The 14,085-nt window shown below is 39.0% G+C and carries 7 protein-coding genes; all 7 read left to right on the forward strand.

Annotated features, from left to right (window positions below; all coding sequences use genetic code 11):
• The first annotated feature begins 11 nt into the window (after positions 1–11).
• Positions 12–1,520 (forward strand): accessory Sec system glycosyltransferase GtfA, encoded by a 1,509-nt coding sequence (gtfA, locus tag QRD39_RS09860; protein WP_285956376.1) that lies wholly within the window; start codon positions 12–14, stop codon positions 1,518–1,520.
• The gene (gtfB, locus tag QRD39_RS09865; RefSeq protein WP_285956377.1) at positions 1,517–2,869 is read left to right on the forward strand and encodes an accessory Sec system glycosylation chaperone GtfB; all 1,353 of its coding nucleotides are present in this window, start codon (positions 1,517–1,519) and stop codon (positions 2,867–2,869) included. The genes gtfA and gtfB overlap by 4 nt, the downstream gene beginning before the upstream one ends.
• A complete protein-coding gene (gene asp4, locus QRD39_RS09870; RefSeq protein ID WP_002883547.1) occupies positions 2,862–3,041 on the forward strand; it encodes an accessory Sec system protein Asp4 in 180 nt (59 codons plus the stop codon). The genes gtfB and asp4 overlap by 8 nt, the downstream gene beginning before the upstream one ends.
• A gap of 4 nt (positions 3,042–3,045) precedes the next feature.
• Positions 3,046–3,270 (forward strand): accessory Sec system protein Asp5, encoded by a 225-nt coding sequence (gene asp5, locus QRD39_RS09875; protein WP_008535081.1) that lies wholly within the window; start codon positions 3,046–3,048, stop codon positions 3,268–3,270.
• 33 nt (positions 3,271–3,303) lie between these two features.
• A complete protein-coding gene (locus QRD39_RS09880) occupies positions 3,304–4,305 on the forward strand; it encodes a sugar transferase (RefSeq protein WP_002889533.1) in 1,002 nt (333 codons plus the stop codon).
• 492 nt (positions 4,306–4,797) lie between these two features.
• Positions 4,798–10,497 carry an accessory Sec-dependent serine-rich glycoprotein adhesin gene (locus QRD39_RS09885; RefSeq protein ID WP_285956378.1) on the forward strand — a complete coding sequence of 1,900 codons (5,700 nt, stop codon included), beginning with the start codon at positions 4,798–4,800 and terminating at the stop codon, positions 10,495–10,497.
• A 1,360-nt stretch (positions 10,498–11,857) separates the two neighbouring features.
• Positions 11,858–14,085, forward strand: a 2,228-nt coding sequence (locus QRD39_RS09890) for an Ig-like domain-containing protein (protein ID WP_285956379.1), incomplete at its 3' end; no start/stop codon positions are given.

Here is a 14,085-nt window from a genome sequence, read left to right on the forward strand (position 1 = left end):
ATAAGGAAATTATGACAGTATATAACATTAATTTAGGTATCGGTTGGGCCAGCAGTGGTGTCGAATATGCTCAGGCCTATCGTGCCAAGATTTTTCAGGAAATGGGACAAGAAGCAAAATTTGTCTTTATGGATCTCATTCTTGGAGATAATATCGAGCATATGACCAGCAAGATTGGTTTTTCAGATGACCAAATCATCTGGCTCTATAACTATTTTACAGATGTCAAAATCGCACCATCTACCATCAAACTAGCTGAAATCGAGGCTATCTTACCTGACAATCCTGAACACAAGGAAGTTTCCGGTTCAGTGATTCGATACCATTATCCACAGGATGACCTGGTGGTAGCTTGCCATCTTCGTGCGACAGATGGAGTTTCTGTGGAAACCGTCAGCTATTTTGTCAATGACAAGCTCTTGCGTAAGGATTTTTACTCTTATACCCGTTATTGCAGTGAGTATTATGCGCCTAAGGACAATCAAGCCAAGGTTTACCAACGCCGTTTTTATAATGAAGATGGCTCGACCGCCTATGACATGATTGTAGGAGACAATAATCAGGATATCTATCGTTTTCCGGATCAGGTCCTCTATGGGAAACAAGAATTCCTTCGCTATTTCTTCAAACGTCTGGCTCTAACCAAGGATGACGTGGTTATCTTGGACCGTGAAACTGGTATTGGTCAGCTGGTCTTTGAAGAAGCACAAGCTGCTCGTCTAGGGGTAGTTGTTCACGCTGAACATTTCAGTGTCAATCAAACTGATGACGACTACATTCTCTGGAATAACTATTACGAGTACCAGTTTACCAATGCGGACAAGGTTGATTTCTTTATCGTAGCGACAGACCGTCAGAAGGAAATTCTTGAGGGGCAGTTTCGTCACTACACTAACCATGATCCAAAGATTTACACCATTCCAGTGGGAAGCTTGCCTGAATTAGTTGGGCAGGACAAGGCACGTAAGCCATTTTCAATGATTACGGCCTCACGTTTGGCTCAGGAAAAACACATTGACTGGTTAGTTCGTGCAGTGATCGAGGTTCATAAGACCCTACCAGACATCACCTTTGATATTTATGGTAGTGGTGGGATGGATGCCAAGTTGCGTGAGATTATTGCTGAAGGGCAAGCAGGAGACTATATTCGCCTCATGGGACACGCTGATTTGACCGACATTTATAGCCAGTACGAGGTCTATCTGACAGCTTCAACCAGTGAAGGTTTTGGACTTACCCTCATGGAGGCTGTTGGATCAGGTCTTCCCATGATTGGTTTCGACGTTCCTTACGGTAATCAAACATTTATCGAAGATGGGGCCAACGGCTATCTCCTTCCTGTCGCTGAAAATCATGTTGTGGATGTCATCACTAAATCCTATAAGGATGCTATTGTCCGTCTCTATGAAGAAGGTAATATTGAGGCCATGCGTCAAAAATCTTATGACCTTGCCCAAGGTTTCTTGACTAGCCAGGTCAAGGCTGCTTGGAAACAGTTACTTGAGGAGGTACGCTCATGATTTTCTTATGTGATAATTATCATCAAGCCAGTAAAGACTTGGCTTATACCCTTCAGGTAGCAGGATGTGATGCCACAACTGTTGTCATCAATCCAGATGGTTTTCTTCCCAAAGGAACCCTGTCACCTTTCACCTACTATGTAGAAGACCAAGATGAAACTGGCAAACCTCGCTTTTTCAACCAGGTTCCTGTTCCAGCTTTTTGGGAAATCTCAGGTAACAATCAAGTGGCACAGGTGTCAAATCTCACCGAAGAACGTGCCCGTATTACCTTCCCTGAAGAAAGCAAGGCCCGTATCGTTAAAAGTGTTGAATGGTTGGACAAGTCAGGAAAGGTTCGTCAAGTAGACCACTACAACAAATACGGTTTCTGTTTTGCCAAAACCACTCATGATGAGAATGGTCAGCCAGTCTTTACTAGCTACCAAACCAAAGAAGGTGACGAGCGCATTTTGGAAAATCATGCTACTGGTGACATCCTCCTGACACTGCCTGATCAAAGTCTACGTCGTTTCGCCAACCGTACCGAATTTGTCAAGGCCTTTTTGGCTCAGGTCTTTGGTGACATTGACCATATTATCTTTAACAGCTTAGCCACACCGTTCATCGTCTCATGGACTATGGAAAATACAGGGGCAACTGATATTCTGGTCTGGCAAGAGCCACTGGGAGATATCCTACCAGGTAACATGAATGGTATCTTAGAGGATAATTCGGCTAGAGCTAACGCCATCATCATTCCTGATAAGACAACCTATGAAAAAGCCTTGACCCTGGTACCTAAAGAAAAACACCATAAATTACTTTCTTTAGGCTATGCCTATGACTTCAAGGAAAATCATGGCAAATCACACAATGCCTTTATCGCAACTAACTCAGATCAAATCGAACACCTGGAAGCCTTAGTAGAGGCATTACCTGATGTGACCTTCCAAATTGCAGCTGTTACTGAGATGTCAGCCAAGTTGCTTTCAATGATGCGTTATTCAAACGTAGTACTTCATCCTAACGCCAGTCACAAGCAACTGGACAAGCTCTACCAAGAGTCAAATCTCTATTTGGATATCAACCATCATAACGAGTTATATAAGGCTACACGAACAGCTTTTGAGCACCAGTTATTGATTTTGGCCTTTTCAGAAACAGCTCATGGACGTGTCTACACGGCACCCGAACATATCTATGCTGGTCAGGACTATCAAGCAATGGTCGCTAAGATTAAGCAAGTTCTTGAACAAGATCAAGCCATGCAAGAGGCCATGCAGGCTCAAAAAGCTCAGGCCAACACCCTGACAGCCTCTGACTTGACCAATCGCTTACAAGGACTTTTAGGAGGAAATCATGTCTAAAAAAGATTTATTCTACGGTGATGTTGAAGGCCGTATGGAAGAACTCAAGCAAAAGCCTATTACGAAAGAAAAAGAAACCAGAGGAGAAAAGATTAACAAGAGCTTTTCAATCATGCTCGGACTTGTGATTATTATCGGTTTAATCTTCACTCTGATTGGTTTGTTGAGGTAGGCTTATGATGTTAGTATTAATGGTTCTAGCACTGATTCTTTCGGTTGCCCTTATCGTCCTAGTCACCATCCAACCACGTCAAACACAGATTTTTTCAACAGATGCTACGAGCAATATTGGTAAACCAAGCTATTGGTCTAGTCAGCCCATCCGCAAATTTTTGACCTTAGCTATTAGTATAGCCTTATTTATCCTCTTACTTATGTTTATGATTGTGTCTTATAAGTAAAGAGTTTGATCATACAATAGAAAGAAGAAGCGCATGCGTGTACATTTTACGAATTTATTTGGGCAGTCCCCACGTAGTGTGGCCTTGATTGCCCAAAATGATACGATGAAGATTGCCAAGGAGCTTGGTGCCAATGAATTAGCAATCTATTTCTACGATAATAGCCAGGAGTCAAGTGGTGAATTAAATTCCCGCCTTGATGGTATTGTAGCAGGAGTGAGCTATGGCGATATTGTCTTTTTCCAGTCGCCGTCGTGGAATAGTGTCGCTTGGGACACTAGCCTCCTTCATAAATTTAGGGCAGTGCAAACCAAACTTGTGATGTTCATCCATGATGTTCCACCTATAATGTTTCCTAGTAATTATTATCTCATGCCTAATTACATTGAGATGTACAATCTTTGTGATGTCGTCGTCGTTCCATCGGAACAGATGCGTGATCGACTCATAGAGGAAGGATTAACGGTCGAAAAGATTATTATCCAGGAACTTTGGGATTTACCTCATAGCCTTGACTTGCACAAACCAAGCTTCCAAAAGAAGCTCATCTTTGCTGGTAATCCAGCTCGTTTCCCCCACATTCTCAACTGGCAGCAGGAGACTCCTCTTCATGTCTATGCGGATAAAGAAGAAGACAAGGATTATTCCAAAATTCAACTTGAAGGCTGGCGCAATAAACAGGAACTCCTGTTTGACCTTTCTAAAGGAGGATTTGGTCTCGTCTGGGGAAATTCAGAAAAATCTGAAGATGAGCTCGATTACTATAAGTTGAATATTTCCTATAAACTCTCTACTTATTTAGCTGCAGGGTTGCCAGTTGTGGTGCCTGACTACCTATCAAATGCAGACTATATCAGAGAACATGGCCTAGGCTTTGTCGTTTCGAGTCTGGAAGAAGCAGACCGTTGTGTACAAGAATGTACAGAGGAGCAGTATGCCCAGATGGTTGCTAACGCACAATACGCTGCCTACCTTATTAGTAATGGTTATTTCATCAAGAAGCTTTTTATTGATGCTATAATGGCCCTTGGTTAATAGTCTAAAAAGAATTATCGAAAGGTAATTCTTTTTTTGTAGATTTTTGAGCATATAAATTGACTTTTTAGAAAGTATTTAAACCAATTTTACTTTAAGCTAAAAGATTTAAGAAAGTAGGGTATCTGATTAGGAAGAAGGTTAAAAAAAGTGTGTCAGAAACACCAAATATATCAAAATAAGGGTTAAAAAATTGATTGAAATTGTTTGAAAATTTATCTTAAGCTAAATTGTATAATAATTTAGAAGCTCAATAAGATTGGAAATAAAATGAGAAAATGTAAAGAAAATAGCGTAAAATCAAGGTTCTAAGGCTGATTTATTCTAAAATCGAAAGAATATAGCATAAATGACAGAAAATTCAGAATTGCGAAAACCTTACATATTTTAGAGAAAATGAGACAAAGTGCAACAATTTTTAGTTAACTTGTGTCATATTATAAAATGTAATTTCCAGATTAGGAAATGACTCATATCTATTTGGAGGTAAATATGTTTTTTAGACGCCAAGAGGGAGAATATCGCGAAACAGACCGTGTGACTCGCTTCAAACTTATTAAATCGGGTAAAAACTGGCTTCGTGCCGCTACATCAAACTTTGGACTTTTCAAAGTTGTTAAAGGTGGCGCAGACGCACCGTCAGTTTCAGTTCAAAATGTAGAAGAAAAAACTTCTCTTCTTTCAGGTCAAGCCCTTCTTAAAGGGATTGCAGCAGCGGGTGCTGTGGCAGGTGGTGCAGTAGCCACTTACACAGCTCAAGCCGAAGAAACAAGTGCTCCAGCTTTGGAAAGCCAAGCAACTACAAATCATGATGTTTTGGCAAACTCTGAATCTGTAGCTTTGAGCGCTGCGCCTGTATCAGAAGCAGTAGCTTCAGAAGCTCCAGCAGTAGCATCAACAAGCCAAGAGTCTACAAACTCTTCAGTTGACGCTCAAGCAAGCACAGATGCTTCAGTATCATTGTCACAATCTGTATCAACAGAATTGTCACAAGCTATCTCTGAATCAGTATCACTTAGCAAGCACAACTCAACTTCTGATAGCCAATCACACACAGAAAGCACAACTGCTTCAAACTCTGCTTCACATTCTGAATCTGCAAGTTCAACAGTAGCGACTGCATCAGAAACAGCGACTCAAGAAGATGAAAAAACAATCTTGGATCAAAACGTTTCAGAAGCAGAATTGCTCGTTAATATTGCTAAAGACTACCAAGCAAAATTGACAGACACAGCTGCTAAAACTGAAATTCAAACAGCTATCACAACAGTTCAAGAAGAAGTCACTAAATCAACAACATTGCTTGCTGCATCAGCAACAAATGCTGCTTATGCAGAACAACGTGAACGTCTTGGTAACGCTGTTGATAACATGTTGACTAAGATTACAGACAACGGTTTCACTGGTAACTCAGTAGTTAACGGTGTTGCAGCAGTTACTGCACAGTTGTCACCAATCTCAACATCAAACACGCTTGGAACAAATATTAAAGTAAGTCCAAGTATGGATGAACCTAATGGTGCATCAATCTCTGATCCAGCCTGGACAAATACAAATTATCAACTAGATCCAAGTGCTGAACGCTTTACATACTCAATTTGGGACCTTCAAAATTGGCAAGGACCTGCATCTCAAGGTGGTGTTACATATAGTAACGGCGGATACTATGTGACATTCTCTGTTGATCGTTCTACTGTAGGAACGACTAAAACACCTATTGTACATGCTCGTTTGGTAGATAAGTCAACGGGTAACGAAGTTGAAACTTTGGATATGACTGCGGGTTCATCATACAAATTCAATACACTGGTAACTGCTAATCCAACTTATACACCACAATTTGACTATACTACCGGTGATGCTTCACAAATTCTTGGAACTTGGACTAATAACCGTGATGCTGGACCAACTGCAAGTGATAAATATAAACACCATATTCTTCAGGTTCGTGATACTTCATTCCCAGGAAATCAAAACGATACAAAACCTAACGTTCAAACAAATATTCCAACTGATACTGTAAGTCATACAACAAGATATATATCTGAAGATGGGACGAATTTGGCTTCATATACACAAAAAGGTATTGAAGGGCAAAATTATACGGCTTCTCAACCGCGTGCTTTTGATGGATATGTTTATTCACGTACTGTTTCAACTAATGATATGAGTGGTACATTGGGTGGTGTCGGCTCTAAATATCTTGAACTTCAAGGTGGTCGTGCACATTACTATGTTAAACGTGTTATTGAGCAAGTATCTACAGATGGATCATCAGTAGTTAAATTTTATGTTTTAGATCCTTCTAAAGTTTCATCATATAGTCCATCAAAAGATGTAAATAATTTGAATCTTGATGATTATACTTTGGTTTATACTTCTGATCCTGCTAAACCAGGAACAAGAGCTACAGTTGAAGGAACATCTAGCGCAACTAAAGAAGTGGGATACGTAGATAGTAAAGATGGAAACTACAAATTAAAAGTAGAAACTTATACAGATTCATCTGGTGGAAATGTACGTTTGAGTGGTTGGTTTAACAAAGCAACTGGTGATGCTTTTACAGGTTCACCTCAATTCTCAACTGATGTTGATCCAGTTCGTAACAATACTTCAAATATTATCGGTGGTAATACACCAGGTGATAAAGCAAGTGGTTATCCATCATTCTTTAATAACTTCTCTATTTCTTCAATTAAACCAATTTCTAATGATGTAACACACTACTACCGTAAGATGGATGATTCTGAGTCTTCATCACAATCACTATCAAACTCAATTACACAATCACAATCTGAGTCAGAAGTAGTGTCTAAGTCACAATCTGTATCACAATCAGAGGTTGTTTCTAAGTCACAATCTGTATCACAATCAGAATCTGATACAACATCAGCTTCTAAATCTGCATCAGAATCAGCGTCCGCTTCATTGAGCCAATCAACAGTTGAATCAGCAAGCAAATCACAGTCTGAATCAACAAGTACATCAGTCTCAGAATCAACAAGTGCCTCAGTATCTGAGTCAACAAGTGCTTCAACGTCAGAATCAACAAGCACCTCAACATCTGAGTCTGAATCAACAAGTAAATCAGTCTCAGAATCAACAAGTGCCTCAGTTTCTGAATCAACAAGTGCTTCAACGTCTGAATCAGCAAGTGCATCAGTATCTGAGTCAGCAAGTGCATCAGTATCTGAGTCAACAAGCACATCAGTTTCAATTGTTACAAATCATTCAGAGTCAGAATCAACTAGCCAATCCGTATCAGAATCAACAAGTGCTTCAATCTCTGAGTCAGCAAGTCAATCAGTCTCAGAATCAACAAGTACATCAGTTTCTGAGTCAGCGTCTGCATCAGAATCAGTAAGTGCATCTGAGTCAGCATCTGCATCAGAATCAGCAAGCACCTCAGCTTCAGTTTCTGCATCAGAATCAGTAAGTGCATCTGAGTCAGCATCTGCATCAGAATCAGCAAGCACTTCAGAATCAGCGTCTGCATCAGAATCAGCAAGCACATCAGCTTCAGCGTCTGCATCAGAATCAGCAAGCACATCAGCTTCAGTTTCTGCGTCAGAATCAGTAAGTGCGTCTGAGTCAGCATCTGCATCAGAATCAGCAAGCACATCAGCTTCAGTTTCTGCATCAGAATCAGCAAGCACTTCAGAATCAGCGTCTGCATCAGAATCAGCAAGCACCTCAGCTTCAGTTTCTGCATCAGAATCAGCAAGCGTATCAGCTTCAGCATCTGCATCAGAATCAGCAAGCACATCAGCTTCAGCGTCTGCATCAGAATCAGCAAGCACATCAGCTTCAGTTTCTGCATCAGAATCAGCAAGCGTATCAGCTTCAGCGTCTGCATCAGAATCAGCAAGCACCTCAGCTTCAGTTTCTGCATCAGAATCAGCAAGCGTATCAGCTTCAGCATCTGCATCAGAATCAGCAAGCACATCAGCTTCAGCGTCTGCATCAGAATCAGCAAGCACCTCAGCTTCAGTTTCTGCATCAGAATCAGCAAGCACTTCAGAATCAACTTCTGTATCTGAATCAGTATCAGCTTCTGAATCATACTCTGCATCTGCTAGTCTTTCAGTTTCAGCTTCTACATCAACTTCAGTTTCAGAATCACTTTCTAGCTCAGAATCTACATCTGTATCAGTTTCTCAATCATTGTCTGAAAGTGAAACTCCTAAAGTTGGTGAAGTTATCATCACTTACATCCGTGAAAATGATGGTAAAGAAATTCAAAAACCTCGTCAAGATACACCAAACTCACCATATGACACACCATATAACACAACTGAGGAAGGTGAAAAACCTAACACAATTAAGACTCCAGATGGTAAGACATACAAGATCGTACCAAAAGGTGACTACCCAGTAGGTAAAGTTGACGGTGACGGACACCTTGAATCATCAGATCCAATTAAGGGTAAAGTTGATAAACCTAAATCAACAATCACTTACGTTTATAAAGAAGTGAAGGGTAATGTATACGTTCACTATGTTGATGTTAATGGTAACAAGATTAAAGACGATGTGACTGATGAAAAAGATCAACCAGTTGATAAAGACTACGACACAGTTATTGACAACCGTCCAAAAGAAATCGAATTCCAAGGCAAGACATATGAATTGGTTCCAGCTGGTAACTACCCAGTAGGTCAAGTTGACGAACAAGGTCACTGGAATGGTGATGATGCTACAACAGGTAAAGTCATTGAAGGTGATAAGAACGTTACTTACGTTTACAAACTTAAAGAAGAACCAGTACAACCTAAGGGTAATGTTTACGTTCACTATGTAGATACTGAAGGTAATATCATTAAAGATACAGTAACTGATGAATTGGCACAACCAGTTGGTAAAGACTACGACACAGTTGTTGATAACCGTCCAAAAGAAATCGACTTCCAAGGCAAGACATATGAATTGGTACCAGCCGGTAACTACAAAGTAGGTCAAGTCGACGAACAAGGTCACTGGACAGGTGATGATGCCACAACAGGTAAAGTCGTCGAAGGTGATAAGAACGTTACTTACGTTTACAAACTTAAAGAAGATCCAACGAAACCTAAAGAAGGTGACGTCATCATCACTTACGTAAACGAAAAAGGTAAAGAAATCAAGAAACCTCGTCAAGACACACCAAACTCACCATATGACACTCCATATAACACAACTGAGAAAGATGAAAAACCTAAGACTATCAAGACTCCAGATGGTAAGACATACAAGATCGTACCAAAAGGTGACTACCCAGTAGGTAAAGTTGATAAGGATGGACACCTTGAATCTTCTGACCCAACTAAAGGTAAAGTTGAGAAACCTCGTTCAATCGTCACTTATGTTTATAAAGAAGTGAAAGGTGACGTTTACGTTCACTATAAAGATACTGAAGGTAACACAATCAAGACTGACGTTACTGATGAAAAAGATCAACCAGTCGACAAAGACTACGATACAGTTGTAGATAACCGTCCAAAAGAAATCAAATACAATGGTAAGACATATGAATTGGTTCCAGCTGGTAACTACACTGTAGGTAAGGTTGATGGACAAGGTCACCTTGAGTCATCAGACGCTACAACAGGTAAAGTTGTTGAAGGACGTAAAGATGTTACTTACATCTACAAACTCAAAGAACAACTAGCACAACCTAAGGGTAATGTATACGTTCACTACGTAGATGAAAATGGTAACACAATCAAACAATCTGTTACAGATGAATCTAAACAACCAGTAGGTAAACATTATGATACAGTAATTGATAACCGTCCTAAGACAATCGTTACTGCAGATGGTAAAGTCTATGAATTGGTACCACAAGGTAACTACCCAGTAGGTAAAGTTGATGGTGATGGTCACTTGACTACAACTGACCCAGTAACTGGTAAAGTTATCGAAGGTGATAAGAACGTAACTTACGTTTACAAACTTGTCGATACAACTCCAGAAAAACCAGTGACACCAACTCCTGGTAAACCTGAACAACCAACTCCAGCTAAACCAGTTAATCCAGCTCCTAAAGCTCCAGCTAAAGCAACTCCTGTAACTCCAGCTAAACCAGCTTCAGGAATGACACAATTGCCAAATACTGGTGATGAGTCTAACGTAGCTGCTACAGCAGCTCTAGGTTTGCTTGCAACTGCATCTGGCTTGGCTCTTGCGGCAAAACGCAAAAAAACTGAGGAATAATATTTCCTCGACTTACCTCCCTAAAACTTTTGAGTGACTAGTCCTAATAAAACACTAACTACTCTTAAGAAAGAATAAGCCGATTAGCTTCGTTCTAAAAAGACACATTCCAAATTGGAGTGTGTCTTTTTGTGATTATGAGAAAATAATAGAATCGAAAGGTCAGTAAAAGAAATAATAAAAATTATTGATCCTATATTATATAAAATGATTTTCTGAAATAATGTTATAAAGATAATAATATCTGAAAGTTAATTAAAAGTTCAATTACTAATTCAAGATTTAACTACTTTTAATATCTTGAATGGCTAGTGTAATACTGGAGAATGTTATAGTTTATAAATTTTATCAAGTCGTTAACCCACTAGATGAAGAGAGACTACTTATTTATCTAACGCATGGTACATTACCTTTTTGATTACTCATAAAGGAAAAATTCTGCAGAAAAAAATGAAGATTGTAAAAAATTATTTAATAGTAAACAAGTTAATTAGTTTTCATAATATAAAATGTTTGCGACTTCAACGACAAGCAGGTGTAATCTAAATTATAAGATTAGAAAAGTACGTTGAAAGCAGAAATAAAAAAACTAGGGTTATCCTAGTTAGTAGTAGGCATTCACATAAGGTTTTCGTGTGACCAAAAATGTGAGTATTAAGCCTCTATGGTAGAAGTTAATTAGAGACTAAGGGAGGGTAAGGAAAGGTTGATCTTTTTCTTATATGGTGAATAATCCTACAGGTTGCATTATAACATCACGATTAGAATTTTGCAACATATATTGTAAAACACTCTATTTTTTAAAATATTAATTTTCAGATTTTATTGAGTTGATTTATTAAACTAGTTTGGATGTTAACTTTGTTTTAGCTTATACTAAGCTATTTTATTCATTTAGTAATAAGACAATACATCAACTTATCAGATTAAATTGAGTTGCTGCAGAAGATTAGCATAGAAAAATTACTAAAAAATAAACAGTAGATAAAGCTTAAATCTTCTAATTGCCTAAGTAGACTGACATAAATAAGGAACTTTTGAATCCTCTAATTCTAAATGATTCTGTGGTATTTTCAATGACGGTTTTAGCCACTTCTTATTGTAATTCAAATATGATATTTTTTTGATTCTACAAATCTTAATAATCTTTGAACTGATTTTATCCGTTATCGAGATTATAGAGTGATCTTCTTTTGATAATTAGCTTAATTTAAATGTATAGAATAGAAAACTTAATTTTAGAAAATAAAATATTGCATAAATTATAAAAATATGATATATTTTTCGCTAGGGAAATGACTAAAAAATTAGAAGGTATAGAGTTAATCGTTAATCTGATTGCTCTTATACAGGAGTGAAAATGAGCAAAGATATATTTAGTAAGAAAAGTCGATTTTCTATTCGTAAATTAAATATTGGTGTTTGTTCAGTGCTACTTGGAACTATAGTTATGATGGGGCATACAGTTCAAGCAGATGAAACAACATCAGAACAATCAGCCGCAGTTTCATCACAGACAACTGCATTAGATGTTAGCAACTCGAATTCAGAAGTTCCTAATATCAATACCAATACTCCGACGAAAGTATCGGAAACAACATTGGCAACTGCACCAGAGACATCAAGTGTTCAGCCGACAGTTGAAAACCAAACACCTACAAGTTCTTCAATTGAAACAGCATCAAGAGCAATTGGAGCTCAAGCAGGTTTGAAAGATTCAGCTCCAATAAGTACCGGTGAAAGTACACAATCAGAAGTTAATAAGGTGATTTCCAGTGAGACAGCGCACTCTCAATCACTATCAACATCTGAAACAAAGTCTAGTTCTATTGAAAGTACTTCATCGGTTGATGCTTCAAGTATCCCGCACAGACGTAATAGACGTGCTTTATCTGAAGAAAGATCTACTGAAGCTACCGCTGTTCCAGTAATTGAAAAAAATCTTGATGGTAAAGCAAGTACAGCTTCAGAAGTTACAGTTAGTGCTCCTGCTGGTACAACAGTTAAACTGTACGATAATAATGACGTTCTAATTGGGGAAGCTGTGGCCAATGAGCAAGGAGTGGCCACAATTACACCTACAAATAGTCTTCCAGAAGGAGATATTACTGCAACAGTAACACCTGTAGGTGGAAGTGAATCAGCCAAAAGTTCTCCAGTTACAGTTACAAAAACTCCTTTAACTGACGCACCTGGTGGGGTATCAAGTGGTTCCTTTAATGTCCAACTTCTAGTTGGAAAATCCCATGTTACGGTTTATCGTGGGGATAAGGTAGATGTTGATGTTCAAGCAGCTGCAAAAGCAATGGAGAGGTTTTGGGTGCCTAAAAATCCAACAGGTGTTCAAGGAGTCTTGCCAGTAGGTGGCTTTTTGGATACAGGTGGAACATCATCAACTGGATACCGAAAAGCTAAGTTCACTGGTACAGTGGCTATGACACAGCCTTTGGGAGATGTTCTTGTGACATTTGCTGTTACAGGTAAAAAAGAAGCTGCTCTTATTAGTAGAACTAATCCAGCTGTAACTGTAACTAGAGATCTAACAGTTACTGTTCTTGAAGTTGCAAAAAAATATGCTCCAGTTTTAAGCAGTAAGGTTACCGTTGCAGATCCGAATAATGTTACTGCAACTGAAAAAGACCTAATTATTGAGAAGGTTAAGAAAGAGAATTTAAATTTACCTACTAGTACAACATATAGTGTAGACGAAAAAGGAAATGTTATTATTACTTATCCGGATAAGTCCACTGATAAAATATCAGCAGGTTATGCTGTTCAAATGCAACCAGTAGTTGTTACAGACCTCACTGATAAAGCACAAACAAAGACACCGGTTGAAGTAAGAACTGAACCAGGTTCTAGAGTTGAGTTGTTTGATAAAAATGGTACTAAGATTGGTGAAGCGACAGCTGGTGTGGACGGAATTGTAACAATTACACCAACCGTAGACATTCCAGAAGGAAATGTTACAGCTAAAGCAACTGATATTAAAGGTAATGTTTCAGGGGCAAGTAAACCAAAACTTGCTACACTGGACACAACAGCGCCAGATAAACCAGTGATTAACACAAACCTGACTGGCAAGGCTGGCACTAAAACACCAGTGGAAGTCAGTGCAGAGCCAGGCTCTACAGTTGCTCTCTATGATAAAAATGGTACTAAGATTGGTGAAGCAACAGCTGGAACAAATGGTAAGGCTACAATTACGCCAACAGCTAACCTTTCAGAAGGTAATGTGACAGCTAAAGCAACAGATAAGTCAGGTAACACTTCGGTAGCGAGTGATCCAAAAGCGGTTACTGACACAACAGCGCCAGATAAACCAGTGATTAACACAAACCTGACTGGCAAGGCTGGCACTAAAACACCAGTGGAAGTCAGTGCAGAGCCAGGCTCTACAGTTGCTCTCTATGATAAAAATGGTACTAAGATTGGTGAAGCAACAGCTGGAACAAATGGTAAGGCTACAATTACGCCAACAGCTAACCTTTCAGAAGGTAATGTGACAGCTAAAGCAACAGATAAGTCAGGTAACACTTCGGTAGCGAGTGATCCAAAAGCAGTTACTGATACCACAGCACCAGATAA

It is taken from the genome of Streptococcus raffinosi (genome assembly GCF_030284685.1).
Lineage (GTDB): Bacteria > Bacillota > Bacilli > Lactobacillales > Streptococcaceae > Streptococcus > Streptococcus raffinosi.